Annotated in this window: 27 protein-coding genes; 14 read left to right on the top strand and 13 right to left on the bottom strand. The window is 74.7% G+C overall.

From position 1 onward, the window contains the following. Nucleotides 1-22: 22 nt before the first annotated feature. Both ACBI99_RS22440 and ACBI99_RS22435 read left to right on the top strand, forming a co-directional pair. Nucleotides 23-2,581, top strand: coding sequence for a DUF6493 family protein (locus tag ACBI99_RS22440; protein WP_375073384.1), 2,559 nt, complete (start codon nucleotides 23-25; stop codon nucleotides 2,579-2,581). A gap of 2 nt (nucleotides 2,582-2,583) precedes the next feature. After that, nucleotides 2,584-3,483 (top strand): hypothetical protein, encoded by a 900-nt coding sequence (locus ACBI99_RS22435; RefSeq protein WP_219513290.1) that lies wholly within the window; start codon nucleotides 2,584-2,586, stop codon nucleotides 3,481-3,483. 74 nt (nucleotides 3,484-3,557) lie between these two features. Here ACBI99_RS22435 and ACBI99_RS22430 read toward each other — a convergent pair whose 3' ends face one another. The 6 genes from ACBI99_RS22430 to ACBI99_RS22405 form a co-directional block, all read right to left on the bottom strand. Continuing rightward, a complete protein-coding gene (locus ACBI99_RS22430; RefSeq protein ID WP_219513319.1) occupies nucleotides 3,558-4,205 on the bottom strand; it encodes a response regulator transcription factor in 648 nt (215 codons plus the stop codon). Continuing rightward, the gene (locus tag ACBI99_RS22425; protein ID WP_375073383.1) at nucleotides 4,202-5,530 is read right to left on the bottom strand and encodes a sensor histidine kinase; all 1,329 of its coding nucleotides are present in this window, start codon (nucleotides 5,528-5,530) and stop codon (nucleotides 4,202-4,204) included. The genes ACBI99_RS22430 and ACBI99_RS22425 overlap by 4 nt, the downstream gene beginning before the upstream one ends. Nucleotides 5,531-5,538: 8 nt before the next feature. Further along, nucleotides 5,539-6,528: a hypothetical protein gene (locus ACBI99_RS22420; RefSeq protein WP_375073382.1), complete on the bottom strand. Its 990-nt coding sequence runs from the start codon at nucleotides 6,526-6,528 to the stop codon at nucleotides 5,539-5,541. Between the two features lie 128 nt (nucleotides 6,529-6,656). Beyond that, the gene (locus tag ACBI99_RS22415) at nucleotides 6,657-7,844 is read right to left on the bottom strand and encodes a cytochrome P450 (RefSeq protein ID WP_375073381.1); all 1,188 of its coding nucleotides are present in this window, start codon (nucleotides 7,842-7,844) and stop codon (nucleotides 6,657-6,659) included. Nucleotides 7,845-7,912: 68 nt separating this feature from the next. Next, a complete protein-coding gene (locus ACBI99_RS22410; RefSeq protein WP_375073380.1) occupies nucleotides 7,913-8,665 on the bottom strand; it encodes a DUF4142 domain-containing protein in 753 nt (250 codons plus the stop codon). A 98-nt stretch (nucleotides 8,666-8,763) separates the two neighbouring features. Beyond that, nucleotides 8,764-9,348, bottom strand: a complete 585-nt coding sequence (locus tag ACBI99_RS22405; RefSeq protein WP_219513349.1) for a helix-turn-helix transcriptional regulator — start codon at nucleotides 9,346-9,348, stop codon at nucleotides 8,764-8,766. A gap of 69 nt (nucleotides 9,349-9,417) precedes the next feature. Between ACBI99_RS22405 and ACBI99_RS22400 the strand changes: the two genes are divergently transcribed. Next, nucleotides 9,418-10,650, top strand: a complete 1,233-nt coding sequence (locus ACBI99_RS22400; RefSeq protein ID WP_375073379.1) for an MFS transporter — start codon at nucleotides 9,418-9,420, stop codon at nucleotides 10,648-10,650. A gap of 56 nt (nucleotides 10,651-10,706) precedes the next feature. After that, complete coding sequence (locus ACBI99_RS22395; RefSeq protein ID WP_219513351.1) at nucleotides 10,707-11,516, top strand: serine/threonine-protein kinase; 810 nt, start codon at nucleotides 10,707-10,709, stop codon at nucleotides 11,514-11,516. On the opposite strand, the gene ACBI99_RS22390 is transcribed toward ACBI99_RS22395, so the two are convergent. Beyond that, complete coding sequence (locus ACBI99_RS22390) at nucleotides 11,513-12,265, bottom strand: 1-acyl-sn-glycerol-3-phosphate acyltransferase (protein WP_219513352.1); 753 nt, start codon at nucleotides 12,263-12,265, stop codon at nucleotides 11,513-11,515. The two genes, ACBI99_RS22395 and ACBI99_RS22390, sit on opposite strands and share 4 nt — an antisense overlap. Before the next feature lie 79 nt (nucleotides 12,266-12,344). Here ACBI99_RS22390 and dhaK point away from each other — a divergent pair, with 79 nt between their 5' ends. Genes dhaK through dhaM form a run of 3 tightly spaced genes read left to right on the top strand, consistent with a single transcriptional unit; the run spans nucleotide 12,345 to nucleotide 14,361 of the window. After that, nucleotides 12,345-13,325, top strand: a complete 981-nt coding sequence (dhaK, locus tag ACBI99_RS22385; protein WP_219513353.1) for a dihydroxyacetone kinase subunit DhaK — start codon at nucleotides 12,345-12,347, stop codon at nucleotides 13,323-13,325. After that, nucleotides 13,325-13,987 (top strand): dihydroxyacetone kinase subunit DhaL, encoded by a 663-nt coding sequence (gene dhaL, locus ACBI99_RS22380; RefSeq protein WP_375073378.1) that lies wholly within the window; start codon nucleotides 13,325-13,327, stop codon nucleotides 13,985-13,987. Before dhaK ends, dhaL begins: the two co-directional genes overlap by 1 nt. Then, entirely contained in the window at nucleotides 13,987-14,361 is a 375-nt protein-coding gene (gene dhaM / locus ACBI99_RS22375) for a dihydroxyacetone kinase phosphoryl donor subunit DhaM (protein WP_219513355.1), read from the top strand. The genes dhaL and dhaM overlap by 1 nt, the downstream gene beginning before the upstream one ends. On the opposite strand, the gene ACBI99_RS22370 is transcribed toward dhaM, so the two are convergent. The 4 genes from ACBI99_RS22370 to ACBI99_RS22355 form a co-directional block, all read right to left on the bottom strand. Next, on the bottom strand, nucleotides 14,358-16,037 hold the full coding sequence (locus ACBI99_RS22370; protein ID WP_375073377.1) for a thiamine pyrophosphate-binding protein: 1,680 nt from the start codon (nucleotides 16,035-16,037) through the stop codon (nucleotides 14,358-14,360). The genes dhaM and ACBI99_RS22370 overlap by 4 nt on opposite strands. Next, nucleotides 16,034-16,834, bottom strand: a complete 801-nt coding sequence (locus tag ACBI99_RS22365) for a cyclase family protein (RefSeq protein ID WP_219513361.1) — start codon at nucleotides 16,832-16,834, stop codon at nucleotides 16,034-16,036. The genes ACBI99_RS22370 and ACBI99_RS22365 overlap by 4 nt, the downstream gene beginning before the upstream one ends. A gap of 65 nt (nucleotides 16,835-16,899) precedes the next feature. Continuing rightward, on the bottom strand, nucleotides 16,900-17,406 hold the full coding sequence (locus tag ACBI99_RS22360; protein WP_375073376.1) for a hypothetical protein: 507 nt from the start codon (nucleotides 17,404-17,406) through the stop codon (nucleotides 16,900-16,902). Between the two features lie 90 nt (nucleotides 17,407-17,496). After that, nucleotides 17,497-17,925, bottom strand: a complete 429-nt coding sequence (locus ACBI99_RS22355; RefSeq protein ID WP_375073375.1) for a CBS domain-containing protein — start codon at nucleotides 17,923-17,925, stop codon at nucleotides 17,497-17,499. 154 nt (nucleotides 17,926-18,079) lie between these two features. Here ACBI99_RS22355 and ACBI99_RS22350 point away from each other — a divergent pair, with 154 nt between their 5' ends. Then, a complete protein-coding gene (locus ACBI99_RS22350; protein ID WP_219513366.1) occupies nucleotides 18,080-19,474 on the top strand; it encodes an aminopeptidase P family protein in 1,395 nt (464 codons plus the stop codon). A 96-nt stretch (nucleotides 19,475-19,570) separates the two neighbouring features. Further along, nucleotides 19,571-21,118, top strand: coding sequence for an alpha/beta fold hydrolase (locus ACBI99_RS22345; protein ID WP_375073374.1), 1,548 nt, complete (start codon nucleotides 19,571-19,573; stop codon nucleotides 21,116-21,118). 3 nt (nucleotides 21,119-21,121) lie between these two features. Here ACBI99_RS22345 and ACBI99_RS22340 read toward each other — a convergent pair whose 3' ends face one another. Continuing rightward, entirely contained in the window at nucleotides 21,122-22,543 is a 1,422-nt protein-coding gene (locus ACBI99_RS22340; RefSeq protein ID WP_375073373.1) for an FAD-binding oxidoreductase, read from the bottom strand. Nucleotides 22,544-22,670: 127 nt separating this feature from the next. Between ACBI99_RS22340 and ACBI99_RS22335 the strand changes: the two genes are divergently transcribed. Then, nucleotides 22,671-23,294 carry a 4'-phosphopantetheinyl transferase family protein gene (locus ACBI99_RS22335; RefSeq protein ID WP_375073372.1) on the top strand — a complete coding sequence of 208 codons (624 nt, stop codon included), beginning with the start codon at nucleotides 22,671-22,673 and terminating at the stop codon, nucleotides 23,292-23,294. A gap of 9 nt (nucleotides 23,295-23,303) precedes the next feature. Beyond that, complete coding sequence (locus ACBI99_RS22330) at nucleotides 23,304-23,480, top strand: hypothetical protein (RefSeq protein ID WP_219513382.1); 177 nt, start codon at nucleotides 23,304-23,306, stop codon at nucleotides 23,478-23,480. Here the strand turns inward: ACBI99_RS22330 and ACBI99_RS22325 are convergent. Continuing rightward, nucleotides 23,477-24,403: a cation diffusion facilitator family transporter gene (locus ACBI99_RS22325; protein ID WP_308126099.1), complete on the bottom strand. Its 927-nt coding sequence runs from the start codon at nucleotides 24,401-24,403 to the stop codon at nucleotides 23,477-23,479. The two genes, ACBI99_RS22330 and ACBI99_RS22325, sit on opposite strands and share 4 nt — an antisense overlap. A gap of 33 nt (nucleotides 24,404-24,436) precedes the next feature. On the opposite strand from ACBI99_RS22325, the gene ACBI99_RS22320 reads away from it, so the two are divergent. The 3 genes from ACBI99_RS22320 to ACBI99_RS22310 all read left to right on the top strand — a co-directional run. Continuing rightward, nucleotides 24,437-24,895 (top strand): MarR family winged helix-turn-helix transcriptional regulator, encoded by a 459-nt coding sequence (locus tag ACBI99_RS22320; protein ID WP_219513405.1) that lies wholly within the window; start codon nucleotides 24,437-24,439, stop codon nucleotides 24,893-24,895. 59 nt (nucleotides 24,896-24,954) lie between these two features. Then, on the top strand, nucleotides 24,955-25,635 hold the full coding sequence (locus ACBI99_RS22315; protein WP_375073371.1) for an LppX_LprAFG lipoprotein: 681 nt from the start codon (nucleotides 24,955-24,957) through the stop codon (nucleotides 25,633-25,635). After that, on the top strand, nucleotides 25,632-26,230 hold a 599-nt coding region (locus tag ACBI99_RS22310), incomplete at its 3' end, for an MFS transporter (protein ID WP_375073370.1). The genes ACBI99_RS22315 and ACBI99_RS22310, both read left to right, overlap by 4 nt.

Raw genomic sequence — 26,230 nt, 5'->3', positions numbered from 1 at the left:
GGGGCCCGTTACCGTCCGCGACATGGATCACTGGGGCGAGGTCAGGAAGCTGATCGAGGCGCGGCGGCCCGACCGGGTCGCCGAGAAGGTCGCGGCGCTCGACGGCGCGGCGCGCCAGGACGTGGCGGCGCGGCTGCCGGGGCTGCTGAAGGAGCTGCGCGGCCGCTTCGACCGCTGGGACGACGGCCTGATCGGCTACGCGGCGGCGCTGCGCGTGGCGGGCGCGGCCACGATCGGCGGCGCGGCAGCCGTGGCGGCCTGGCTGCTCCGGCGCGACTTCACGCCCCGGTGGGGCCGCGCGGAGCCCGGCACGCGCCTGGTCCTGGCGGTGCTCGCCGACCGGCCGGCCGCCTGGCGGGCCGACCTGGCCGAGCGCCTGGCGCTGCGCGTGCGCGCCGGTGACGAGGCCGGCGCCGCGCTCGCCCTCGCCGTGCTGGGCGAGACCGGCATCGAGCCGCCGCACCACGATCCGCTGGTCACCGCCTGGGTGACGCGCGGGGCCGACGGCCTGGCGGACGACCCGCTGCTCGACCACCTGCTGCCGCGCCTGTTCGAGGCCACGGGCGTGGGCCGGGCGCTCCAGTGGGACAGCACGCCCGGCGCGGGCTGGCTGGGCGCGCTGACGGCGCTGGCCGAGGCCGGGCGGATCAAGCGCGAGGCGCTGATCGAGGGCTGCGTGCGCCGGTTCCTGCTCGGCGGCTCGGCCGTCGACCTGCGGTTCTTCGTCCGCCTGCACGAGGCGCTCGACCCGGCTCCCGCCGAGACGGCCCCGCACGCCCGCGACTACCGGTGCCTGCTGGCGTCCGCGCCCGGCCCGGTCGCCGAGCTGGCGATGAAGCGGCTGCGCCGGGTCACCGGCCTGTCCGCCGACGACCTGGGCGAGGCGTGGGAGTCGCTGCTGTTCAGGGCGGAGCGCAAGCTGGTGCGCGGCGGGCTGTCGTGGCTCGAACGCTCGGTCCGTCAGGAGCCGTCGCTGGCCGCCGTGGCCGCCGCGCCGCTGGCCCGCGCGTTCGCCGCCGACTCCGCCGAGCTGCGGGAGAAGGCCGTCGAGCTCGTCCTGGCCTGCGCGGGCGGCATGGACGAGGAGGGGCGCGCCGCCGTCCGCGAGGCGGTCGGGCTGCTGCCCGCCGGCCTCGGACGGCAGGTGGCCGAGGCCGTGGGCGGCGGGGAGGTGGCGCAGGCCGAGCCCGTGTTCACGCCGCCGCCGCTGCCGTCCGCGCCCGCGCGCTCCCAGGAGGCCGAGCCTCCGATCGAGACGGTGGAGGAGCTCGGGCGGCTGCTCATGGCGGGCGCGCCGCGGTCCTGGCAGGCGTGGGAGCGGCTGCTCGCCGGGTTCGTCACGCTCGCCTACCACGACCGCGCGGGCGTGGCGGCGGAGATGTATCCCCGCCTCTTCTCCTCGTCCGTGGACGACTACCGCTCGGGCGAGTGGACGCGGCCCGGCCAGTGGCTGCTCGGCGCCGCCCGCTCCCTCTCGGGCACCGCCCCGGCGCGGGGCGTCTGGCAGGCCTTTCTGCCGCGGCGGGTCGCCGTGCCGCACCTGCTGCTGCTCCACCGCGGCGCCGAGGTGCTGCGGGCCGTCGAGGACGACACGCTGCCGCCGCTGCTGCTGGCCACGCCGACGCACACCACCGGGCACGTGGCGGCGGCCGAGCTGGTCCGCCGCATGGAGGTGCTGGAGGCGGCCGGGGCCCGGCCGCCGGCCGCCGACCTGCAGCAGGCGCTGCTGCGCCTGCCCCGCACCCCCGACCCGGACGCGGCGGAGCGGGCGTCCCGCCTGACGTCGGCCGCCGGCCGGATGGTGGCCGCGTGGACCTGCCCGGAGGCCGAGGTCGGGCTGGCGTGGGAGTGCGGCAGCGCGAACGGCGACCACGACTGCCACCGGCGCCACGGCCACACCCTGCGCCCGGTGGTCTCGATCGACGCGACCGCCACGGGGCTCCCGCTGGTCGACGCGATGCTCAGCCTCCCCTGGCCGCATTCGCAGGCCGAGCACTGCGCCTGGTGGCCCTCGACGCTGCCCTCGCACCGCGAGGTCGCCGCCGCCCACCTCATGCCGCACCTGCTCACCCGGGGCTGGGGGCCGCTCCACGTCGGGGCGGAGCAGGCCCGGCAGCTCGCCCGGGCCGAGGGGCCCGCCGGGGAGGCGTGCGCGGCGGTGCTCGCCCGCGTCCTGGGCGACCCGGAGCTGCCCGAGTCCGTCGGCGTGCTGCTGGAGGCGGCCGCGCGGGACGAGCTGCCCGCCGCCGGGATCGGCCGCCAGGCCGGGCTCATGGCGGCCCAGGGCACGATCCGGCTGACCGACCTCACCGCCGCGCTCGACGCCGCCGCCTCGCAGGGCGCCCACGCGCACGTGTGGCGGATCGCCGCCGCCGCGCTGCCCCTGCTGCTGCCCAGGCCGGGCGAGCGCCCGCGCCACGGCCTGGCCGCGTTCGTGGCGCTCGCCGGAGCCGCCGCCGGCTGGTCCGGCGCTCGCGGCGAGATCCCCGAGGTACGCGACCTGGCGGCCCGCAAGGGCGCCGGCGACCTGCTCCGCGCGATCCGCGCCCTGCACGACCGGCTCACCGCCCAGGAAGGATGACCATGAGAACGAAGCGGATCCGGGGCCGGCGGCACACCCGCTACGACGAGGGGCACGACCTGTGCCTGACGATCGGCGAGCTGGCCCGCGCCGCCGCCGCGCCCGGCTGGTCGCGGCTGGCCGTCCACCACGCCCAGGTCGGCGCGCACGCGCGGACCCGGCTCACGTGCGACGGGCGGGAGCTGGCCGCCGAGGGCCTGGACGAGCCGTTCCGGCGGCTGCGCGAGCTGTCCTACCGGGCGGGCGACGGCACCTGGTTCACCTGCGAGCTGGAGTACACGCCCGGCAGCCGGGCCTACCACGGCCGCGTCGACGCCGCCGGGCCGCCGTTCGCCGACGTGCCGCCCGCCGCCGCGCTGGTGGAGCTGACCGCGTTCCCCCGCGCGGAGCCGCCCGGGTGGCTGCTGGACGCGCTGCCGACGGCCGCACCGCTCGGGCTGCCCGTCACCTACGGCGAGCGCTACGACCGGCTCCACAGCCACCGAGGCGGGCAGGAGCCCGGGCCCCTGCTGCCGATCGGCGGGGAGCTGGCCTACCGGCCGCCGTCCGCCCTGACCGCGCGCGTGTTGGAGCACCGGCAGAGGGTGGGCGAGCACCTGCTCTACCTGGGCGAGCGCGGGGGCGACCGGAAGGCCGGGCATCTGCTGGTGCTGCGGCGCGGCGCCGAGTGGTTCGTGAGCCGCGCCGACCAAGGCACGACCGGCGACGGGGTCCGCGCCATCACGCTGGACGGCGCCGTCCTCCGGCTGGAGCTGACCCCCGAGGCCGCCGACGACCTGGGCACGGAGGCCGGCTACGAGGTCCGGCTCGACCTGCCGCCCGCCACGGTCGACGAGCTGCGCACCGTGCTGCCCGGCGTCCTGCGGCCCGTCAGGGACCACCCGGAGCTGACCGGCTTCTGACCGCTCCCCCCGGGCACGGCCGCTCCCCGGCGCGACGGCTCCCCGTGCCCGGGCGGCTCCCCGGGTACGGGCGGCTACGGGCGGCGGTCGCCCGGGGTGACGACGCCCGACTCGTAGGCCAGGACCACCGCCTGCACCCGGTCACGCAGCCCGAACTTCGTCAGGATGCGGCCGACGTGCGTCTTGACCGTGGCCTCCGACAGGAACAGCTCGGCGCCGATCTCGGCGTTGGAGGCGCCCCTGGCCAGGCCGAGGAAGACCTCGCGCTCGCGCTGTGTGAGGGCGCCCAGCAGGGCCTCGGGATCGCCGCCGCCCGGGGCGACCAGCCTGCCGACGAGGCGCCGGGTCGTGGCGGGCGCGATGATCGCGTCGCCCCGGTGCACGTGCCGGATGGCCGCGATGATCTCCTCGCCGGGGGCGTCCTTCAGCATGAACCCGCTCGCGCCCGCCCGCAGCGCGGCCAGCGCGTGCTCGTCGAGGTCGAACGTGGTCAGCGCCAGCACCCTGGGCGGGTCGGCCAGCCGCTGGATCTCCCGGGTGGCGGTGACGCCGTCCATGCGGGGCATCCGGATGTCCATCACCACCACGTCGACGCGCAGCGCCTTCAGCCTCTCCAGGGCTTCCGCGCCGTCGGCCGCCTCGGCGACCACCTCCATGTCGGGCTGGGAGCGCACCACCATGGTGACGCCGTGGCGCAGCAGCTCCTGGTCGTCGACGATCATGATGCGGATGATGGGAGGCTCCTCGGCTCGTAGGGGACGACGGCCGACAGCTCGAAGCCGCCGCCGGGCCGCGCGCCGGTCTCCAGGGCGCCGCCGACCATGCGGAGGCGTTCGCGCATCCCGGTCAGCCCGGCGCCCAGCTCCCCGCCGTCCGGCTCCCCGGCGCCCGATCCGGCGCCCGGCCCGCCGCCCGGCCCGGCGCCCGATCCGCCGTCCCGCCCGCCGCCGGCGTTCCGGACGGTGATGCGCAGCGCGCCGGGGCTCCACGCCAGCGCCAGCTCCGCCGTGGCCTCGGGCCCGGCGTGCTTGATGACGTTGGTCAGCGCCTCCTGCACGACGCGGTAGGCGGTCAGGTCGGCGGCGGGCCGCAGCGGGCGCGGCTCGCCGCTCTCCGCCACGGACAGCCGTACGCCGGTCGTGCGCACGTGGTCGAGCAGGGCGGGCAGGTCGCCGAGGCCGGGCTGCGGCGCGGTGCCGCCGTCGGCGCGCAGCACGCCCAGCAGGCCGCGCATGTCACGCAGGGCATCGCGGCCGACACCGGCGATGGTGGCGAACACGGCGGCCCCGGGCGAGCCCGGATCGGACAGCCGGCCGCCCTCGGCCTGGCTGACCATGACGGCGAGCGAATGGGACACCACGTCGTGCATCTCGCGGCTGATCCGGTCGCGTTCGGCCCGTGCCGCCTCGGCCCGCTCCCGCGCGCGGTCGGCCTCGGCGCGCTCGGCCTTGGCCCGGAGCTCGGCCACGTACAGCGCGCGCACGCGGCTGAGGCGGCCCAGCCACCACAGGCACGCGGTCACGGCGGCCAGGCCCGCCGACAGCCCGATCCGCCAGGCGGCCAGGCCGTAGCCGCCCGACGAGCCGCCCCACGAGGCCGGGGCCCACACCCGCGCCAGGACCACGACCACCCCGGCCAGGGCGACGCCCAGGCAGGCCAGCCCGAGCCGCAGGCCGAGCCGGGCCGACGCCGTGTAGAGGAGCAGCCCGAAGACGAGCGAGCTGGGCAGCATCACCGCCGGGTAGTAGGCGCCGGCCGGGTCGTGCAGGGGCGGCAGCAGCCCCAGCAGCAGCATCGCCGCGGCGGCCACGCCGTACGCGGCGAGCGGGCGGACGCGGCGCGGGATCACGCACGCGTGCACCATCAGCACCGCCGCGCCCGCCAGCAGGCGCAGGGAGAGCGGGCTGTCGGAGGCCCGGAGCAGGCCGGAGGAGACGAGGCCGAGCGGCACGGCCAGCAGCACGGCGAGCACGGCGTCGACGCTCAGCCGGTGCCGGCCGAGGAACGAGTCCACCGCGGCCTCGGCCTGGGACAGGGACGCGCGCACACCCGCCATTATGGTCGGCGGCGCGGCCGGATCGCGGTGGCGGGGTCGCGGCGCCGGGCCAGGTAGGCGAGCCCGGCGACGGCCAGGGCGGCGCCCCACAGCGGCCACAGCATCTCCGGCAGCCAGGCGCCCAGCTCGTCGACGGCTCCCGGCGGGCCGGCCTGCTCACCCGTGAGCTTCTTGCGTACGTACATCAGCCCGGCGGACGTGATGGGCACGGCGACGATCAGCGCCGCGTACGCGGGAAGGCGGGCCGGGACCGGACGGCCGCGCAGGAACGGCACCCAGCGCGGCCAGATCTCGCCCCACGGCCGGACCAGGCCGAGCGTGAGGACCGCGCCGAGCAGGCCGAGCGTGGCGAGCCCCGCGCCGATCGGGGTGATCGAGGCGATGCTCGCGAGGAAGTCGTCGCTGATGCCGACGGGGATCCCGAGCAGCCAGCCGACGCGGGTGATCGCGTAGACGACGGGGACGGCGACCGCGACGGTGACGGCCCACCGCCCGGCCCGCAGCGCCCCATCCGCGCCACCGGCGCGCTGGGCCCCCGCGAGCAGGGTGCGCGTTCCCAGCGCCATCAGGGCGACGCCGGCCGCCATCAGGATCAGCAGGTTGACCGTCGGCCAGGTCAGCATGGACACGATCAGCGAGAACTCGGCCTGCCCGGCGAGCACGGCCACGAGCATCACCGGCAGGTAGCCGGCGGTCATCATGATGCGCACGTCGGGCAGGAGCACCGCCAGCGCGGCGCCCGCCACGACGGCCACGACGGCGGCGGGCCGGGCGAGCGGCCCCCGGGCGGCGAGCGCGGCGACGACGCCCGCCACGAGCGCCGCCCCCGCCAGCGCGCCGCCCCCGGCCGCCGCCGGGAGGGGGTCGAGCAGCGTGTTGCCCACGCCCTCCCCGCCCGCGTCGAAGGGGTATCCCGGCCCGCCGGACGCCCAGAGGAGGCCGAGGACCAGGTAGCTCACCGACCAGGCGGCGACGATCACGAGGGGCACGGCGGAACGCCGGTGTCCTGGTTGAGAGGTGTTCACCGGCCCAGAGTGCCGCCCCGCCGCCCCCGCGCACATCGTCACCAGGTCGCGCCGGGGTCATCCTCAGGTCGCGCCCCCGCGGCCGGCGGCGGCTACCAGGCGACCGGGAGCCGCCGCACCCCGTACACCAGCGCCGTGTCCCGCATCGGCACCTCGTCCGGCGCGACCGCGAGGCGCAGCCCCGGGAAGCGGTCGAACAGCGCGCGGAAGCCGATGCGCATCTCGATGCGGGCGAGCTGCTGGCCCAGGCACTGGTGGACGCCGTGCCCGAAGGCCAGGTGGTGGCGGGCCTCGGCGCGGTCCAGGCGCGGGACGGCGGGGTCGGGGAAGCGGGCCGGGTCGCGGTTGACGGCGGGCAGGGCGAGCACGACGGTCTCGCCCGCGCGGACCGTCCGGCCGCCCACCTCGGCGTCCTCCAGGGCCACCCGGCCGGGGGCACCCAGGTGGACCACGGTCAGGTAGCGCAGCAGCTCCTCGACGGCGGTCTCGGTGAGCGACGGGTCGCGGCGGAACGCGTCGAGCCGGTCGGGGTGCCGCAGGAGGGCGAAGACGCCGAGGGCGAGCATGCCGGCGGTGGTCTCGTGCCCGGCGACCAGGAGCGTCAGGGCGATGTTGGTGAGCTCCTCGTCGGTCAGGTCGCTCCGGGTGACGAGCTCGCCGAGCAGGTCGTCACCGGGGCGGGCGCGGTGGCGGCGGACGAGCCCGGCCAGGTAGCCGGCGAGCTCGCCGACCGACGCCGTGGCCCGCTCCTCGGAGCTGGCCAGGTCCAGGGCGACGGCTGAGTGCTCCTGGAAGAAGGCGTGGTCGTCGTAAGGGACGCCGAGCAGCTCGCAGATGACCAGGGACGGGATCGGCAGCGCGTACGCCTGGACGAGGTCGGCGGGCGGGCCTTCGGCGGCCATGGCGTCGAGGCGGCGGGCGGCGATCTCGGCGACGCGCGGCTCCAGGCGCCGCATCCGCTGGACGGTGAAGCTGCCGGCGAGCAGTCGCCGGTAGCGGCTGTGGGCGGGCGGGTCCATGCCGCCGAACCAGCCGGGCGGGGCGGTGCCGTCGGCGCTCCGGGGCCGGACGTTGGGGCGGGGCAGCGGCGAGTGCCTGAGGTCGGCGCGCACGCTGAAGCGCGGGTCGGCCAGGACGGCGCGGGCGGGCTCGTACGCGGTCACCAGCCAGCCCCGGTGGCCGTCGGGGAAGGTGAGGGGGCCGACGGCGGGCCGGTCGGAGAGGGCGGCGGGCGGGTCGAACGGGCATCCAGGGGTGCGGCGGGTGGGCAGATCAGTCATGACAGCTCCTTGTGAGTGCAGTCTCTTAATTGAGAGTCTACTTTCACAATCGAGCGGGCGGTGGCCGTTCAAACGGGCGGGGGGCTGGGGAAGGACTCGGGGCCGGTCAGTCCGGTGCTCTCCAGCAGGCGCTGGTGGTTGAGCACCGCCGCGTTGCAGGTCTCGGCGAACTTGCGGACGAGCGTGTTCTGGGTGCTGCCGCGTACGGCGCCGATGAGCCCGAAGATCTGCCCGTGCGCCAGCCGCAGCCACTTCACGAACGTGACGTCGTAGTCGCGGCCCGACCTGCCGGAGATGTCGGCCATCCAGCGCTGCTGCGTCTCGGTCGGCTCCACCGGCAGCCGGATGTCGAACCGCTTGGCCAGCTCCCTGGCCTCGACGTCGAGCCCGTGGTGCTGTTCGGCGATCTCGGCGCTGATCGTGCGCACCTTGCCGCTGGCGCCGCGCTGGACGGCCTCCTGCGCGATCGTCATCTCCCAGAGCGTGGCCAGCCGTACCTTCTTGATCAGGTCGCGGTCGGCGGGCGACAGCGGGCCGGACTCGGTGGGCCAGGTGAGGTCGTCACGCCGGCCGGGCGCGGGCGAGGCGGCGGGGGCGCCGGTGGGGGCGCCGGTGGGGGCGGGAGCGCCGGTGGGGTCGGTGAGGCTGGTGGCGGGCGGGGCCAGGCTCTCCTCCGGGATGTCGGTCTCCAGGAGGTCCGCCACCCGGGCCGTGTCGGCGCTGGGCAGGGCCGCCTGCCCGCCGCAGCCGGTCAGCAGCGCGGCGGCACACCAGGCGGCACAGCAGGCGGCGAGCAGGGTACGGCCGCGTCGGGGTCGCACGTGCCCTCATCCCCTTCCGGTTCTCGCTGGTCGGCAGGAGGTACGCAGGCCGTCCCCGGCGCGTTCACCGGTATGCGCGGAAGTGATGAGGGCGGCCCCTAGGAGTCCGTCATGCCTGTGGGCAGGACGTCGAAGTGGATGACGACGTGCCCGGTGCCGGGGGCGTCGTGGGAGCGGCTGTCGGAGCGGGCCCGGTAGCGTTCCATCACCTCGAACACCTCGTCGCGCAGGTCGCGCGTCTCGTCGGGGGTCAGGCGCAGGGAGCGGCGGCCGAGGACGCTGGCCTCTACCCACTCCTTGGGGGTGCGCGGCTCCTCCTCGCGCCATCGGGCCAGCTCGGCGCCGCGCCGCCGGACGAGGTCGTCGAGGAGGAACTCCAGCGCGCCGGCCGTCTCGGGGTCGCCGGGCGGGTCGCCGTAGGAGAAGCCGCCGGGCACCACCCGCCAGTACTTCTCCTTGCCTCGGCCCAGCTCGGGGGCGATCTCGATCATCCCGTGCCTGGCCAGCTCGCGCAGGTGGTAGCTGGTGGCGCCGGTGTTCTGCGTCACGAGGGCGGCGAGCCGGGTGGCGGTGGAGGGGCCGTGCTCGTCCAGCAGCTCGTACAGGCGCAGGCGGAGGGGATGGGCGAAGGACTTGAGCGCGCTCGCGTCGAGTTTCCGCGCGGAAGGGCTCTTGCGGGACATCACTGTGCACACCTATCTTTGCAAAGGTTCATTTGCACACTTTTCCTTACACACTATCGGAGTGCCCCGGTGAATCGATCGTTCGGCTTCCTGTTGTCGTCGGCCACGCTGTCGAACCTGGCCGACGGCGTGCTCAAGGTGGGCGCGCCGCTGCTGGCGGTGTCGTTCACCCGCTCCCCCGCGCAGGTGGCGCTCGTCGGCGCGGCCACCACGCTGCCGTGGCTGCTGTTCGCGCTGCCCGCCGGGGCGCTGGCCGACCGGCTGGACCGGCGGCGGATCATGGTGACGGCGAACGCGCTGCGCGCGGGCGTGCTCGTGGCCGCCGGCGCGCTGGCCGTGCTCGGGCTAATGAACCTGTGGGTCATGCTGGCCGCCGTGCTGCTGGCGAGCGTGGCCGAGGTGCTCGCCGACACCTCCGCGCAGTCCGTGCTGCCGATGGCGGTCGAGCCCCAGGCCCTCACGCGGGCCAACGGGCGGCTGCAGAGCGCCCAGATGATCGGCAACGAGTTCGCCGGCTCCCCGCTCGCGGGCGTCCTCGTCACCGTCCTGCCCGCCGCCGTCTTCGGCGGGCCCGGCCTCCTGTACGCCGCGGCCGGGCTGCTCCTGCTGGGCATGCGGGGCTCCTACCAGCCGGCGGGCGCCCGGCGGCCCATGGCCGGGGAGATCGCCGAGGCGCTGCGCTGGCTGTGGTCGCAGCGGTTCCTGCGGGCGCTGGCCCTGACCGCCGGGACGCTGAACTTCGCCACCGCCGCCTACTGGGGGGTGTTCGTGCTGTGGCTGGTCGGCGAGGAGTCGCGGTTCGGGCTGGAGCCGAGCGGCTACGGGCTCATGCTGACCGTGTTCGCCGCCGGGGCGGCGGCCGGGGCGCTGGTGTCGGAGCGGATCTCCGGGCTGCTCGGCGAGGGCCGGACGCTGATCGGCATGTGGCTGCTCAACACCCTGCTGCACCTGGTGCCGCTGTTCGTGCCCGTCACCTGGCTGCTCTACCCGACGGCGCTGCTGTGGGGCATCTCCAGCGCGGTGTCCAACGTGCTCGTCATCTCCACCCGGCAGCGGCTGATCCCCACCGAGCTGCTGGGCCGGGTGAACGCCGCCTACCGGCTGATCGGCATGGGCGGGATGCCCGTCGGGGCCGCGCTCGGCGGCGTCCTGGGCGAGGCGGCCGGGCTGCCCGCGGTGTTCGGCGGGTCCGTCGTGCTGTCGCTCGTGGCCGTCGGCCTGCTCTGGCGTGTCGTTCGCGGGCGAATTTCCGCGCCGTTGACCAGCCAAGCTACGATTCCCGACATATCCAGATCACGTTAGGCACCCAAAGCTGCGCGCAGAGATGACATGATTACCCCTGTCAAAGAGGGGATGGTATGCGGCGGGAGATCGGCGGACGGTACCTCCTGAACGAGGAGGCCGGTCGTGGGGGCATGGGCGTCGTCTGGCGCGCGTTCGATCAGCTTCTGCACCGTGAGGTGGCGCTCAAGGAGCTGACGCTCGCCGGCGAGGCCGAGATGGTGCGCCGTCGTGTCCTTCGCGAGGCGAGAATGGCGGCCCGGCTCAGCCACCCCAACATCGTCACGGTCCACGACCTCATGGAAGAGGGCGGCAAGCTCTGGATCGTGATGGAATACCTCGACGGGCTGTCGCTGCACCAGCTCCTGTCGCAGGTCGGCACGCTGCCGGCGCAGTCGGTGGCGGCCATCGGCCAGCACCTGCTCGCCGCGCTGCGCACCGCGCACCAGGCCGGCGTGCTGCACCGTGACGTCAAGCCCGCCAACGTCATGCTGACGGGCGAGCGGGTCGTGCTGAGCGACTTCGGCATAGCGACCGCCGAGGGTGACATCCGCATGACGACCTCGCGGCGGCTGCGCGGCACCCCCGCGTTCATGGCCCCCGAGCGGCTCTACGGCGGCCCGGCCAGCAAGGAGGCCGACATGTGGTCGTTCGGCGCCACCCTCTACAGCGCCATCGAGGGCCAGCCGCCCTACCCGGGGCAGGACGCCGCGACCGTGCTCGGCATGGCCCGCAGCGGCCGGTTCCCGCCGCCGCGCCGGGCCGGCGTGATGCGCCCGCTCATCGAGGGCCTGCTGCACCACGACCCCGTGCGCCGCTTCACCCCGGAGCAGACCGCGGGGCTGCTGGCGGGCATGCGCGCCAGCAGCTATCAGGCGGCGATCTAGTCCTCCCGCTTGGCGGCCCTGGCCTCGGCCTCGGCGGCGTCCATCGCGGCGGCCTCCTCCGGGGTCGGCGCGGTGCCGCCCAGGTGCGCCGGCTGCCACCACACGCCCGGCGGGATCTCCGGGTAGGTGCGCTGCGCCCGGTCGACCAGCGCCGTCAGCCGCTCGCGCAGGTCGGCCGCGTGCTCGTTGACGTCCTCGCCGCGCTTGGGGTGCATCGGCTCGCCCACCAGGATCGTGATCGGCACGTGCCGCTGGAGGAGCTGCTTCTTCCTGCCCTTGGTCCACAGCCGCTGGCTGCCCCACAGCGCCACCGGGATCACCGGGACCTTGGTCGCCTGCGCCATCCGGATCGCGCCGTTCTTGATCTCCTTGACGGTGAACGACCGGCTGATCGTGGCCTCGGCGAACACGCCCACCACCTCGCCGGCCTTCAGCATGCGCAGCGCCGTCGCGTAGGAGCCCGCGCCCGCCCCCCGGTCGACCGGGATGTGGTGCATGCCGCGCATCAGCGGCCCGGAGATCCGGTGGTCGAACACGTCCTGCTTGGCCATGAACCGCACCAGCCGCTTGGACGGCAGCGCGCCGAACCCGGCGAAGATGAAGTCCAGATAGCTGATGTGGTTGCTCACCAGCACCGCGCCGCCGGAACGCGGCACGTTGTCGGTGCCCTCCAAGTGGAAGCGGTAGTCGAGCACGCGAAAGAGGGTCCGCGCGGCGGCGATCACCGGCGGGTACACGATCTCAGCCATGTGCAGACGGTAGCCTACCCGGCCGGCCCTCCACGCCGGGGTGCTTGCCAGGGCGTCATAACGGGCAGATGTTCTCACCATGAAGAAGCTCATCAACACGGCCGAGTCCGTGGTTGAGGACGCGCTGAACGGCCTGGCCGCGGCCCACCCGTCCCTGCGGGTGCGCGACCGCGTGGTCTACCGGGCCGACGCGCCGAGGCCGGGGAAGGTGGCGCTGGTCTCCGGCGGCGGCTCCGGCCACGAGCCGCTGCACGCCGGCTTCGTCGGCCACGGCATGCTGGACGCCGCCTGCCCCGGCGACGTCTTCACCTCGCCGGTGCCCGACCAGATCCTCGACGCCACCAGGGCCGTCGACGGCGGCGCCGGGGTGCTCCACGTCGTCAAGAACTACACCGGCGACGTGCTCAACTTCGAGATGGCCGCCGAGCTGTGCGCGGGCGTCGAGGTGGCGAAGGTGATCGTCGACGACGACGTGGCCGTGCAGGACTCCCTCTACACCGCCGGGCGGCGCGGCACCGGGGCCACGGTGTTCGTGGAGAAGATCGCCGGGGCGCTGGCCGAGGAGGGCGCGCCGCTGGCCGAGGTGGCCCGGGTGGCCGCCGACGTGGACGGGCGGAGCCGTTCGTTCGGGATCGCGCTCACCTCCTGCACCTCCCCCGCCGCCGGCAAGCCCACCTTCGACCTGCCCGGCGACGAGGTGGAGCTCGGCATCGGCATCCACGGCGAGCCCGGCCGCGCCCGCGTCCCGCTGGTGTCGGCGCGCGAGCTGGCCGCGATCGCGATGGAGGCGATCCACGGCGACCTGCCGCTGCGCGGCGACCTGCTCGTCATGGTCAACGGCATGGGCTCGACCCCGCTGATGGAGCTGTACGTGGTCTTCGCCGAGGTGGAGTCGTTCGTGCGGGGCAAGGGGGCACGGGTGACGCGCTCGCTGGTGGGTAACTACGTGACGAGCCTGGACATGCAGGGCTTCTCGGTGACCGTGTGCCGGCTCGACGACGACCTGACGCGCCTTTGGGACGCACCGGTCGAGACTCCGGGGCTGCGCTGGGGGCGCTGATGGGCGGGATGGGCGAGCTGATGGACCGCGGGACGGGCGAGGGGATGGACACGGCGTTCTTCCTGGCCTGGTTCGAGGACGCGGGCCGGCTGGTGCGGCTGCAGCGCGACCGGCTGACCGCGCTCGACGCCGCCATCGGCGACGCCGACCACGGCGCGAACCTCGACCGCGGCTTCACCGAGGTGCGGCAGGCGTTCGCCGAGTGGCCGCCCGCCACGCCCGTGCAGGCGCTGGTGTCCGCCGGCACGACCCTGATCCGCCGCGTCGGCGGGGCCTCGGGTCCCCTGTACGGGTCGGCGTTCCGGCAGATGGGCAAGAGCATGGACTCGCCGGTCACGCTGGCCGTGTTCGCCGCGGCGTTCGAGTCGGGGGTGCGGGCGGTGGAGCGGCTGGGCAAGGCGGCGCAGGGCGACAAGACGATGCTGGACGCGCTGGTGCCCGCCTCCCGGGAGCTGACGCGGGCCGTACAGGAGGAGATCGCGGCGCGGGAGGCGTTCGAGCGGGCGGCCCGCGCGGCCGAGGAGGGGTCGCGGGCGACGATCCCGCTGCGGGCCCGCCGGGGCCGCGCCAGCTATCTCGGCGAGCGCAGCGTCGGCCACGAGGACCCCGGGGCGGCCTCGGCGGCGATCATCATGGCGGCGCTGGCGGCGGTGGCGTCCTGATGGTCGGGCTCATCCTCATCTCGCACAGCGCCGGGCTGGCCGCCGAGGTGGCCTCGCTGGCCCGGTGCATCGCCGGCGACCGGGTGCGGGTCGCCGCGTGCGGCGGCACCGGCGACGGCCGCACCGGCACCAGCGTGGACCTCATCGACCAGGCCGTCGAGCAGGTCGACGAGGGCGACGGCGTGGTGCTCATCCCGGACCTCGGCAGCTCGGTGCTGACCGCCAGGCTGCTGGTGGAGCCGGGCCGGGTGGTGCTGGCCGACGTGCCGTTCGTGGAGGGCGCGATCGCCGCCGCCGTCGCGGCGGGCGGCGGCGCGCCGCTGGCCACCGTGCTGTCGGCCGCCGAGGAGGCCCGCACCCAGCGCAAGCTCTAGTGGCCCCGGAACGCCTCCTCCAGCCACCAGGAGGCGCGCTCCCGGGTGACCTGGGCGTGCACCAGCAGCGGCCGGTCGCGCGGCCCCTTGAGCCAGTCGGCCACCCCGGCCAGGTCCGCCGCCGCGCCCACGGTCACCGCCGCGAACCCGTGCCCGCGCGCCACCGCCGCCAGGTCGGCCGGCGGGAACCGCACGGTGTCGAGCGGGTCGCCGCCCGGCCCGAAGTGGTGCACCTCCGCGCCGTAGGCCTCGTCGTCGTACACCACGACCACCATCGGCAGGCCGAGCCGCACGACGGTCTCCAGCTCGGACGCGCCCATCCAGGCGCCGCCGTCGCCGAGCGCCGCCACCGTCAGCCGGTCCGGGCGTGCCACGGCCGCGCCGATCGCGCCGGCCAGGCCCAGCCCGACGGCCTGGAACGCCTGGGTGAAGCAGAACCCGGCCTCGTCGGGGACATCCATGAACATCGCCGGATATCCCATGAAATTTCCGGAATCGGGGACCACGGTGCGCTCGGCGGGCAGCAGGTCGTCCAGGCCGATGCTGAGCGTCCTCGGGTCGATCCGGCCGTCGCCGCTCTCGTCCCGGTACGGCACGTCCCGCCACCGGCCCTCCTCCCGGATCCGCCGCGCCACGTCCGCCGACCGGTAGCCCGCGGACGGCTGCCCGGCCGCGAGGGCGTCCCCGGCCGCGCGCGCCACCACGGCCACGTCCCCGACGACCCCCAGGTCCGCGCGGACGTGCCTGCCGACGGCCTCGGGCTCCAGGTCCACCTGCACGACCGTGGCGTCCGGGCCGATGAGCGCGCCGTGGCGGGTGGTCCACATGTTCAGCGCGCACCCCCAGCCCACCACCAGGTCGGCGTCGCGGATCAGCTCGGCGGCCAGCGGCGTGGCGAACCCGCCGCTCACGTCCAGGTCCCACGGGCTGCCCCGGAACAGGCCCCGGGCGACCGCAGACGTCGCCAGCAGCGCCCCGGCCCGCCCGGCCAGCGCCTCCACCTCGGCCCGCGCCCGCCTGGCCCCGCGCCCCGCCACGAACACCGGCCGCCGCGCCTCCCGCAGCAACCGCGCGAGCTCCTCCACCCTCGCGCGAAGGTCCCCCTGGCCGGTGGCAGGCCCCTCAAGGGCGGCGCCCCCTGCCACCCCACGGTCCGGGACTCCTTCGACGCGGGTGGACTCCGTACTGGCTGCGGTGTCGGCGGTCTGGAGGTCCAGGGGAAGGTTGAGCAGGACGGTGCGGCGGTCGTCGCGGGCCAGGCGGAACGCCTCCAGGGCCTCGGCGACGGCCGTGGCCGGGGAGGTGACGCGCAGGGCGACGGCGCCCACGGAGCGGGCCAGGGCGTCCTGGTCGATGTGGAAGTTGGAGCGCGCGTCGGTGGCCTCGCCGGCCAGCACGACGAGCGGGGTGCGGCTCTTGGCGGCCTCGGCGATGCCGGTGACCGCGTTGGTGAGCCCGGGCCCCTGGTGGACGGTGACGACGCCGACGTGGCCGCTCGTGCGGGCGTAGGCGTCGGCCATGGTGGCGGCGCCGCCTTCGTGGCGGGCCGCGACGAAACGCGCGCCGTGCCGTACGAGGGCGTTGGTGACGTGGAAGTTGCCGCTGCCGACCACCCCGAACGCGACGCGGGCCCCGGCGGCGGCCAGAGCCCGCCCGACGGCCTCGGCGACGGTCACCGCGCCTGCCCGGCCTCGCCGCCGCCGCGCTCGACGAGGGCGAGCACGCGTACGGGGCTGCCGGAGCCGCCGAGGATGGGCAGCGGCGGCGCGACGACGACGGCGCCGGTCACCGGGAGCCGGTCGAGGTTGCGGAGCTGGGTGAGGCCGTACTTGCCGGCTCCGAGCAGGTAGGAGTGGCACGGGAAGGCGGGGTCGAAGGAGTGGGCGGCGCCCGCGTCGGTGCCGACGGTCTCGACGCCGAGCCCGAGCACGGGCGTCTCCTCGGCCAGCCAGCGGGCGCACTCGACGGAGATGCCGGGTGTGTGCGGGCCGGTCTCGTCGGCGTTGAGGAACGCGGCCTGGTCGCCGGAGCGGGAGTCCCAGCCGGTGCGGTAGAGGAGCCAGCCGCCATCGGGGAGCGGGCCGTTGGCGCGTTCCCATTCCTTGACGTGGTCGACCTGGAGGAGGAAGTCCGGGTCCTTGGCGGCCTCGGCGGCGAAGTCGAGGACGACGGCGGGGGCGAGCAGGCTCGTCACGGGCACCTGGGACACGTCCTGGCCGTCGCGGGCGGTGACCCAGTGGACGGGGGCGTCGAAGTGGGTGCCGGTGTGCTCACCCGTGTGGATGTCGTTCCAGTACCAGGCGGGGCCGCGGTCGTCGTAGCGGCTGATCTCCTCCAGGCGGAACGGGATCGTGTTGCCGAACGGCTCGGGGAGCTGGAGGATCGGCGTGTCCGAGGAGAGGGGCGCGGTCAGGTCGATCACCTCGATCGAGCCGTTCCGCACGCTGTCCACGAAGCTCCGCAACACCGACATGTCATCCTCCTAGGTGGGCTGAGGGAATCCTCCTACGTGCGGTGTGGCCTCCGCAAACACCTGCTTCACGCCTTGGTCCACTCGGCGCAGCCGCCGGTCTGGAACGACTTGTCCGTAGCGAGGACGGTGACGGTGGCGGGGCCGGTCGGCATGCCGGCGTCGATCACGTCGGCGATCGAGGCGGTGGTGCCCTTCATCCGGGCCCAGTAGCAGCTCTGGGAGGCGGTGACGGGGCCGGTGGTGCGGTAGGTGCCGGGCTGGATGTCGACGCCCACGACCAGGGTGCGGAGCGTGGCGTTGCCGCCGCCGGGCCCGGCGGTCACGGGCGGCGTGCCGGTGCCCGGGGGCTGCGCGCCGGTGTCGGGCGTGCCGATGTCGGGCGTCCCGGTGTCGGGCGCGCCCGTGCCGGGAGCCTCGGTGCCCGGCGGCTGGCCGGTGGCCGTCGGGGCGGGCTCCGGCTCGGCCGTCGGCCCCTCGACCGTCACCGTGACCCGGGGCGCGGGCGGGGCGGCCGTCTCCCCCGAGCCGAGCCCGGCGAAGAAGCCGATCAGGAACCCCAGCACACCGGTCATCCCCGACACCAGCAGGATGATCGTCGGGCTGCTGGACGCGCGAGGGTATTCGGGAGGCCCGTACATCACCCGACCAGGGTCCCACCCCGGTCAGCGGTGAAGATAGTCCACCAGCGACGCCTTCTCGGTCTCCAGCTCCTCGATCGCGCTCTTGACCACGTCGCCGATGCTGACGATGCCGACCAGGCGGCCGTCCTCGACCACGGGCATGTGCCGCACCCGGTGCGTGGTCATGATCTTGCGCAGCTCGTCGACCCGGTCGCCGGGCGCGACGGTGCGCACCTCGACCGTCATGATCGACGACACCGGCTCGGCGAGGATGGCGGCGCCCCGGTCGTGCAGGCGGCGCACCACGTCGCGTTCGGACACGATGCCGTCGATGGTCACGCCGTCGGCGGAGACCACGACGGCGCCGATGTTGTGCTCGGCGAGCTTGTCCAGCAGGTCGCGGACGGTGGCCTCCGGCGCCACCGTCGTGACGCCGCTTCCCTTGCCGCGCAGGATCGTCCCGATGAGCATCTGCACCACCTCGGCTCTGAGTTACCCCGGCGGGCACCCGGTTAAGCGCTTGTCGTCCCAGGCAAGCAACCGGGTGGGAGCCCGTCAAGGAGTCACGTAAGCTGCCGTACCGAAAGTCCGGGATAATCACGATCCACCTGCGGAGAGACACCTGATGAACGAGCCGCTCAACACCGGGAGCCACGACCTGCCGATCACCGGGGAGCTGGCCGCGTTCATGCGGACCGGGTGGGCCGACACCCGGCGCACGGACGTCACGGCGCTGCCGGTCGCGCCGTGGGCGGCCAAGCGGCGGGCGGCGCTGGCGAGCCGGTTCCCCGGGGAGCGGCTGGTGGTGCCGTCGGGGCGGCTCAAGGTCCGCAGCAACGACAGCGACTACCGCTTCCGCCCGCACAGCGCGTACGCGTACCTGACGGGCGCGGGCGAGCCCGACGACGTGCTCGTGATCGAGCCGTCCGGCGAGGCGCGGCTGTACGTCAGGCCGCGCTCGCCCCGCGAGGAGGGCGAGGAGTTCTACCGCGACCGCCGCTACGGCGAGTTCTGGGTGGGCCGCAGGCCGGACCTGGCCGAGGCGTCGGAGCTGTACCAGGTGGACTGCGCGCACATCCGCGAGCTGGACCTGAAGGGCTCGGCGCGGGTGCTGCGCGGCGTGGACGCGGCGGTGGACGCGATGGTGGCGCCCGGCGACGGCGACGCCGAGTTCGAGGGCTTCCTGTCGGAGATGCGGCTGATCAAGGACGAGTGGGAGGTCGGCGAGCTGCAGGGGGCGGTCGACGCCACCGCGCGCGGCTTCGAGGACGTGGTGCGCGCCCTGCCCGCGGCGCTCGGCCACCCGCGCGGCGAGCGCTATCTGGAGGGCGTGTTCGGGCTGCGCTCGCGGCTGGAGGGCAACGCGACCGGCTACGACAGCATCGTGGCCTCGGGGGCGCACGCCTGCGTGCTGCACTGGATCCGCAACGACGGCCCGCTCGACCCGGCGCACCTGCTGCTGCTCGACGCGGGCGTGGAGTCCGACACGCTCTACACCGCCGACGTCACCCGCACGCTGCCGCTGTCGGGCCGGTTCGGGCCGGTGCAGCGGCAGGTGTACGAGCTGGTGTACGAGGCGCAGGCAGCCGCGATCGCCACGCTGCGGCCCGGCGCCCGCTTCCGCGACTTCCACCAGGCGGCCATGCGCGTCATCTGCGAGGGGCTGAACGAGTGGGGCCTGCTCAAGGAGTCGCCCGACACGCTCATGGAGACGGGCCTGTACCGCCGCTACACGCTGTGCAGCAGCGGCCACATGCTCGGCCTGGACGTGCACGACTGCGCCAGGGCGCGCGCCGAGGTCTATCTCGACGGCGTCCTGGAGGAGGGCCAGGTGCTCACCGTCGAGCCCGGCCTGTACCTGCAGCCGGACGATCTCACCCTGCCGGAGGAGTTCCGCGGCCTGGGCGTGCGGATCGAGGACGACCTGGTCATCACGGCCGACGGCGCCCGCCTGATGTCCGGCGCGCTGCCCCGCCACCCCGACGAGGTGGAGGACTGGATGGCCGGTCTGCTGCGCTGATGTCGGCCTGGAGGATGACATCCGTTTCGTCCTCCAGTCGGATGGTCTTGTCGGGAGATCCGGTCGATGATCGGATCCCCGACGATTGGACGCGCAGTGCGAAGACCTGTCCTGATCCTCTCGCTCCTCCCCGCTCTCGTCCTCAGCCTTATCGCGCCGCTGACGCCGGCCACGGCGAGCGCGGGCGCGATCTCCTGGGCTCCGTGCGCCGAGGACCCGTCGGCCGAGTGCGGCACGCTGACCGTGCCCGTCGACTGGCGCAGGCCGCGCGGCGAGACGTTCGAGCTCGCGCTGGCCCGGCGCAAGGCGAGCGATCCGGCGGCCCGGATCGGCTCGCTCGTCATCAACCCGGGCGGCCCCGGCGGCTCCGGCGTGGACGCCGTGGTGGGCGGCTACCTCGGCTTCACCCCGGAGATCACCAGCCGCTTCGACGTGGTGGGCTTCGACCCCCGCGGCGTGGCGCGCAGCCATCCGGTCCTGTGCTCGCTGGAGCTGGCCCTCCAGGCGCCCGACCCGCTGTCGATCAGGGACCAGGCCGGGTTCGACGCGCTGCTGGCGCACAACCGGCGCTACCGTGACGACTGCCGGGCCCGCACCGGGCCGCTGTTCGACCACGTCGACACCGGCAGCGTGGTGCGCGACCTCGACGCCCTGCGCGCCGCGCTCGGCGACGACAAGCTCACCTACTACGGCATCTCCTACGGCACGCTCATCGGCCAGCTCTACGCCGAGCGGTTCCCGCACCGGATCCGCGCGCTGGCGCTCGACAGCAACATGGACCACAGCCTGGGCACGCGGGCGTTCCTCGACACCGAGTCGTGGACCGCGCAGGACTCCTTCGACGAGTTCGTCGCCTGGTGCGAGCGCACCCGGACGTGCGCGCTGCACGGCAGGGACGTGCGGACCGTCTGGGCGGACCTGCTGGCGCGGGCGGAGCGCGGCGAGCTGAGCCTGCCGGGCTCCCCGGAGATCAAGCTGGGCAAGCTCGACCTGATCGGGCAGGCGTTCGGCGCGTTCTACGGCCCGGCGTTCAAGGAGCTGGCCGAGTTCCTGGTGGCGCTGGAGAGCGGCGCGGCGACCGCCCGCCCGATCCTGACCCCGCCCTCCACCGCCTCGTCGGCCTCGTCCGCCGAGCAGGCGATCAACGATCCGACGCGCGTCTTCTGCCAGGACTACCTGCTGCCCATCCGCGACTACCGCGCCTACGAGCAGCACCTGCGCAGGTCCGCGCGCATCGCGCCGGACATGCTGGTCAGCGCGGCGGCGCATCCGATCACCGCGGCGTGCCTGGGCACCGAGGCGCCGATCCCCAACCCGCAGCATCGGCTGCGCGTCGACGGCACACCCCCGCTGCTGCTGGGCAACGCCCTGCACGATCCGGCCACGGGCTACCCGTGGGCGGTGAGCGCGGCGCGGCAGATCGGCCGTGAGGCCCGGCTGATCACCTACGAGGGCTGGGGTCACGGCATCTACGGCCGCGGCGACTGCCCGACGCGGGCGATCGACGCCTACCTGGTCTCCGTCGACCCGCCGGAGCGGGGCCTGCGGTGCCAGGCCGTGCCGCCGGCCGAGATGTCCGCCCTGCGTCACCGGCCGCCGACCGGCCCGATCCCCGGGCTGCCCGGCTACCGCCTCACCCGATGACGGTCACGGCCGGGGCGGTTCCTCCCGCCCCGGCCGGGGCCTGACGTTGGCGTTCAGGTGGAAGACGTTGTCGGGATCGTAGGCGGCCTTGACGGCCGCCAGCCGGTCGTACTTCGCCCCGTACGAGGCGCGCACCCGCTCCTCGTCCCGGTCGGCGATGAAGTTCACGTACGAGCCCGTGCCCCCGGCGTACGGGAGCAGCGCCTCCCAGGCGGAGCGCGCCCACTCCCGCTCGGCGGGCAGTTCGTCCGCCGAGGGCGTGATCGCGGCGATGGACATCGTGTAGTGCGGCGCGCGGCTGCCGCTGAACGCGGTGGCGTCGTCGTCCCTGGCGGCGAAGGCGCCGTCGAGCCGGAAGGTCGGCAGGAACGACAGCGGCGAGGACTTGCCCGCCGCCTGCTCGCAGATCGCCGTCATCGCCTCGGGCGTGAGGCCGGGCAGGTCGAGCGCCTTCTCGTAGGCGGAGATGCCCCACGGCGCGCTCTCGTCGAGCAGCGACTGCAGTTGCGTGTACGGCATCGGCGCGACGAACTCGAACAGCGGCTCCAGCTCCCGCCGGATGGAGGCCAGCACCGCCTCGTGCCGCTCGGCCGTGGAGAACCCGGCGACGATCAGCGCGTGGCCTGGGCGCAGCCGGTGCTCCTCGGGCACGAACGGGGCGGGCGGGGCGCTCATCCCGAAGCCGATCAGCACGGCGGCGTCGTCCGGCAGGCCCGTGGCGGCGGCGTCGATGACCTCGGCGGCCTGCCTGCCGCGTTCGGCCTCCCAGAACAGCACGGCGACGTGCACGGCCGGGCCGACGGGGTGCAGCCGGTAGGTGAACGCGGTGACGACGCCGAAGTTGCCGCCGCCGCCCCGGAGGGCCCAGAACAGGTCCGGGTGGTCCCGGGCGGAGGCGTGCACCTGCTCGCCCCCGGCCAGCACCAGGTCGGCCGCCTCGAGGTTGTCGATCGTCAGGCCGTGCCTGTGGGTCAGCCAGCCGAACCCGCCGCCGAGCGTCAGGCCGCCGATGCCGGTGTGGCTGATCGTGCCGCCCGGCGTGGCCAGCCCGTGGGCCTGGGTGGCGGCGTCGACGTCGGCCCAGGTGGCGCCGCCGCAGCAGACCGCGCTGCGGGTGGCGGGGTCGACGTCGACGAGGCGCAGCGGGCTGAGGTCGAGCATGAGGCCGCCGTCGGTGACGGCCGAGCCGCCGAAGCCGTGGCCGCCGCCGCGTACGGAGATCTCCAGCCCTTCCTCGCGGGCGAAGCGCACGCCCGCCGAGACGTCCTCGGGGCCGCTGCACCGGACGATCACGGCGGGGCGGCGGTCGATGGCGCCGTTCCAGATCGAGCGCAGCACGTCGTACTCGGTGTCGTGGCGGGTGACGACCCGCCCGGCGCAGCGGTCGCGGAGCCTGTCGAGCTCCGGCTTGATGAGCTGGACCATGCCGCCACCCCCAGTGCGCGACTTATCCCGAAATATCACTTAATCCTAGGATTTATCCGTATTTGGAGGGGTTGGCGGGCGGTGAAATCCCCCTCAAATTCCCTGCGCGGGAGGTACGATCCACCCAGTGACGATCACTCCTGCGACGGCCCTGGCGGCGGCGATGGGCTGCCCGCCCGACGAGGTGCGCGCACCCCTGGAGTGGCTGACGGACGTCGAGCGCGATCGCGCCGCGCGCTTCCGCTTCGCCCCCGACCGGATCGCGTTCGTCGCCGCCCACCTGCTGGTACGGCTCTGCGCCGGCCGGGTGCTGGGCGCCGATCCCGGCGAGCTGACGCTGGCGCAGCACTGCGACGTGCACGGGCCGGGGCACGGCAGGCCGTACCTGGTCGAAGCCCCCGAACTGGGCGTGAGCCTCAGCCACACGCGCGGCTACGTGTGCGCGGCGGCCGGCCCCGGCCGCGTCGGCGTGGACGCCGAGCGGGTGCCGCCAGGCCCGCTCGACCGCACGCTGGCCCCGATCGCGCTCACCCCCGCCGAGCTGGCCGGGGCGCGCGGCAACGAGGACCTGATCCGCCACTGGGTGCGCAAGGAGGCGCTGATCAAGCGGGGCGAGCTGACCCTCGCCGAGATGGCCACGGCCGAACCGGACTGGACGGGCCGCCACCTGCTGGAATGGCACGCGGAGCCGGACGTCCTGGTGGCCGTGATCACCGACTCGCCCGCCACCCGCCTGCCGATGTCCGGATAATGTGGGCGCATGTTCTACAAGAAGCCCCTGGAGGAGCGCATCGCGGACCGGATGACCCAGCGGCGCCCCCTCGAAGAGGGCCGGACGTTCGAGCACGGGCCGGCCAAGTTCGTGTTCGTGTCGCTGCTCGTCGCCGTGGTCGTCATGCACGTCGTCGGCGTGGCGATCGTCATGGCGTTCGACTAGCGGCGGCGGGGCGGGGTGGGGTCGAGGAACACCTGGTCGATGCCGGGGAAGCGCTCGCGCAGCCTGCGGTCCACCTCCTCACAGGCGCGCTCCACACCTCCGGCGCGCACCTCGTCCCGAAAGTCGATCTTCGCCGCGACCAGGAACCGGCCCGGCCCGATGACCATGGTGAGCAGCTCGACCACGTCCTCCACCTCCGGCTGGACGAGGAGCACCGCGCGCACCCCCGTCTCGATCGGGCGCGGCGCCGCCTGGCCGATGAGCAGCGACAGGTTCGCCTGGATGAGCGTGAGCGCGACCACCAGCAGCAGCACGCCGATGAGGACCGACGCCAGGCCGTCCCACAGCGACGACCCGGTGAGCTGCGAGCCGAGCAGCCCCAGCGCCGCGATCACCAGCCCGGCCAGCGCCGCCCCGTCCTCCAGCAGCACCGCCTTGAGCGCCGTGTCGGACGTCTTCCTGGCCAGCCGCAGCGGGCTGACCCGCCACCGGCCCGCCTCGCCGCGCAGCTGCCCGTACGCCTTGAGGAACGACACCCCCTCGATGACGAACGAGACCGCCAGCACCACGTACGCCGGGGTGAGCGCCGACAGCTCCTCCCCGCGGACGATCTCGTGCACGCCGTGGGTGATCGAGAACCCGGCGCCGCCCGCCAGCGTCGCGAACGCCGCCATCATCGCCCAGAAGAACCCCGCCTTGCCGTATCCGAACGGATGGCGCCGGTCGGCCGGCTTGCCCGAACGCCGGACCGCGACCAGCAGCAGCACCTCCGTCACCGTGTCGGCCGCCGAGTGCGCCGCCTCCGACAGCATCGCCGCCGACCCGCTGACGATCCCCGCCAGCAGCTTGGCCACCGCGATGGCGAGGTTCGCCGCCCCGGCCACCAGCACGGTGCCCAGGCTCTCTCCCGACTTCTCCCCCACCTTCGTCACTCTACGTGCGCTAGATTGGAGATCATGAGCGCGCCTCGCTGGCTTTCCCCCGCTGAGCAGCGTGCCTGGCGAACCCACCTGGCCCTGCACAAGCTGCTCATGCACCGCCTGGACCGGGAGCTTCAGGAACACGCCCTGTCACTCAACGACTACGAGATCCTGGTCAACCTGTCCGAGAGCCCCGCGCGGCGCATGCGGATGAGCGACCTGGCCGACGCGACCATCCAGTCCCGCAGCCGGCTCTCCCACCAGATCTCCCGGATGGAGGCCAAGGGCCTGGTCACCCGCGAAGACTGCCGCGACGACCGGCGGGGCACGTTCGCCGTGCTGACCGACGAGGGCTGGGAGACGATCCAGCGGGTGGCGCCCGACCACGTGGCCGGGGTGCGCGAGCACTTCGTCGACCGGCTCACCGACGACCAGCTCAAGGAGCTGGAGGCCGCCTACGGGCCCATCGTGGAGCATCTGAAGAAACTGCGCTGACACGCAGTCGATACCGCAGGGGCCGCCCGGGTGTCCGTCCCGCTCGCTACGATCCGCTCATGTTGAGAAAGCTGCTCGTGGTGGCCCTGGCCGTCGTGGCCCTGGCGGCCTGCTCCTCCGCAGGCGAGGGCGCGGCGCTGCCCGCCGGGCCCGACCTGATGCGCCAGGCCGCCGAGGCGATGAAGACGGTCAAATCCGCCGCGTTCTCCATCGCCACCGAGGGCAAGCCGAACGTGCCCGTCAAGAAGGCCGACGGGCGGCTCACCGCCGAGGGCGACGCCGACGGGACCATCACGCTGGAGGTGTTCGGCAACCTCCAGGAGGTGTCGTTCATGCTCATCGGCGACAAGGTCCACTTCAAGGGGCCGACCGGCGGCTACCAGGAGATGACCCGGCAACAGCTCGCCCAGCTCTACGACCCGTCGCTCATCCTCGACCCCGCCAAGGGCATCCCGGGGCTGCTCGCCACCGCCGCCGACCCGCTCGTCCGGGCCGAGGAGGACGGTGCCTACCGGGTCGACGTCGCCTTCACCGGGCAGGCGCTGAGCACGCTGGTGCCCGGCGTCACCGAGGGCGTCAACGGCACCGTCTGGGTCGACCGGGCCAGCAGCAGGCTCACCAAGGTGCTGCTGCAGCTGCGCGAGGGCACGGTGACGGTCTCGTTCGCCGACTACGACGCGCCGGTGACGATCACGCCCCCGCCGTCGTCATCGTCGTCGTCGGCGCCGTCCGCCGGATGAGGAGCGCCCGCCGGGTCGTCCTCGGCGTGGGCGGGGCGGTGGTGCTGCTCGCCGCCCTCGACGCGTACGTGGTCGTGACCGTCCTCATCGACATCGCCGCCGACATCGGCATCCCGCTCAACCGGCTCGAACGGGTCACGCCCGTGGTCACCGGGTTCCTGCTCGGGTACGTGGCGGCGATGCCGCTGCTGGGGCGGCTGTCCGACCGGTTCGGGCGGCGGCCGCTCATCCACGCCTGCCTGGCGGCCTTCGCGGCCGGCTCCGTGCTGACGGCGCTGGCGTCCGGGGAGGTGATGGTGGTGGCCGGCCGCACCGTCCAGGGCGTCGCCGGGGGCGCGCTGCTGCCGATCACGATGGCGCTCATCGGCGACCTGTGGGGCGAGCGGGAGCGCCCCCTGGCCCTCGGCGCCGTCGGCGCCGCCCAGGAGCTCGGCAGCGCCCTCGGGCCCGTGTACGGCGGCCTCCTCGCCGGCGTCCCCGCCGCCTCGCTGCTGGGCGTCGAGGTGGGCGGATGGCACGCCATCTTCTGGATCAACGTCCCCCTCACCCTCGCCGCCGCCCTGGCCGTCCACCACGCCCTCCCCTCCCCCACCAA

It is taken from the genome of Nonomuraea sp. ATR24 (genome assembly GCF_041950485.1).
Lineage (GTDB): Bacteria > Actinomycetota > Actinomycetes > Streptosporangiales > Streptosporangiaceae > Nonomuraea > Nonomuraea ceibae.
Note: the sequence above shows the minus strand (reverse complement) of the source record. Positions and strands in the feature narration are given on the sequence as shown.

What these genes read in the sequence shown, in the direction of transcription:
- ACBI99_RS22340 (WP_375073373.1), bottom strand. Translation starts at nt 22,543, where the DNA reads ATGGTCCAGCTCATCAAGCCGGAGCTCGACAGGCTCCGCGACCGCTGC.
- ACBI99_RS22360 (WP_375073376.1), bottom strand. Translation starts at nt 17,406, where the DNA reads ATGACCGGTGTGCTGGGGTTCCTGATCGGCTTCTTCGCCGGGCTCGGC.
- ACBI99_RS22440 (WP_375073384.1), top strand. Translation starts at nt 23, where the DNA reads ATGGATCACTGGGGCGAGGTCAGGAAGCTGATCGAGGCGCGGCGGCCC.
- ACBI99_RS22330 (WP_219513382.1), top strand. Translation starts at nt 23,304, where the DNA reads ATGTTCTACAAGAAGCCCCTGGAGGAGCGCATCGCGGACCGGATGACC.
- ACBI99_RS22350 (WP_219513366.1), top strand. Translation starts at nt 18,080, where the DNA reads ATGAACGAGCCGCTCAACACCGGGAGCCACGACCTGCCGATCACCGGG.
- ACBI99_RS22405 (WP_219513349.1), bottom strand. Translation starts at nt 9,348, where the DNA reads ATGTCCCGCAAGAGCCCTTCCGCGCGGAAACTCGACGCGAGCGCGCTC.
- ACBI99_RS22320 (WP_219513405.1), top strand. Translation starts at nt 24,437, where the DNA reads ATGAGCGCGCCTCGCTGGCTTTCCCCCGCTGAGCAGCGTGCCTGGCGA.
- ACBI99_RS22390 (WP_219513352.1), bottom strand. Translation starts at nt 12,265, where the DNA reads ATGGCTGAGATCGTGTACCCGCCGGTGATCGCCGCCGCGCGGACCCTC.
- dhaL (WP_375073378.1), top strand. Translation starts at nt 13,325, where the DNA reads ATGGGCGGGATGGGCGAGCTGATGGACCGCGGGACGGGCGAGGGGATG.
- ACBI99_RS22395 (WP_219513351.1), top strand. Translation starts at nt 10,707, where the DNA reads ATGCGGCGGGAGATCGGCGGACGGTACCTCCTGAACGAGGAGGCCGGT.
- ACBI99_RS22430 (WP_219513319.1), bottom strand. Translation starts at nt 4,205, where the DNA reads ATGATCGTCGACGACCAGGAGCTGCTGCGCCACGGCGTCACCATGGTG.
- ACBI99_RS22435 (WP_219513290.1), top strand. Translation starts at nt 2,584, where the DNA reads ATGAGAACGAAGCGGATCCGGGGCCGGCGGCACACCCGCTACGACGAG.
- ACBI99_RS22355 (WP_375073375.1), bottom strand. Translation starts at nt 17,925, where the DNA reads ATGCTCATCGGGACGATCCTGCGCGGCAAGGGAAGCGGCGTCACGACG.
- dhaM (WP_219513355.1), top strand. Translation starts at nt 13,987, where the DNA reads ATGGTCGGGCTCATCCTCATCTCGCACAGCGCCGGGCTGGCCGCCGAG.
- dhaK (WP_219513353.1), top strand. Translation starts at nt 12,345, where the DNA reads ATGAAGAAGCTCATCAACACGGCCGAGTCCGTGGTTGAGGACGCGCTG.
- ACBI99_RS22315 (WP_375073371.1), top strand. Translation starts at nt 24,955, where the DNA reads ATGTTGAGAAAGCTGCTCGTGGTGGCCCTGGCCGTCGTGGCCCTGGCG.
- ACBI99_RS22415 (WP_375073381.1), bottom strand. Translation starts at nt 7,844, where the DNA reads ATGACTGATCTGCCCACCCGCCGCACCCCTGGATGCCCGTTCGACCCG.
- ACBI99_RS22365 (WP_219513361.1), bottom strand. Translation starts at nt 16,834, where the DNA reads ATGTCGGTGTTGCGGAGCTTCGTGGACAGCGTGCGGAACGGCTCGATC.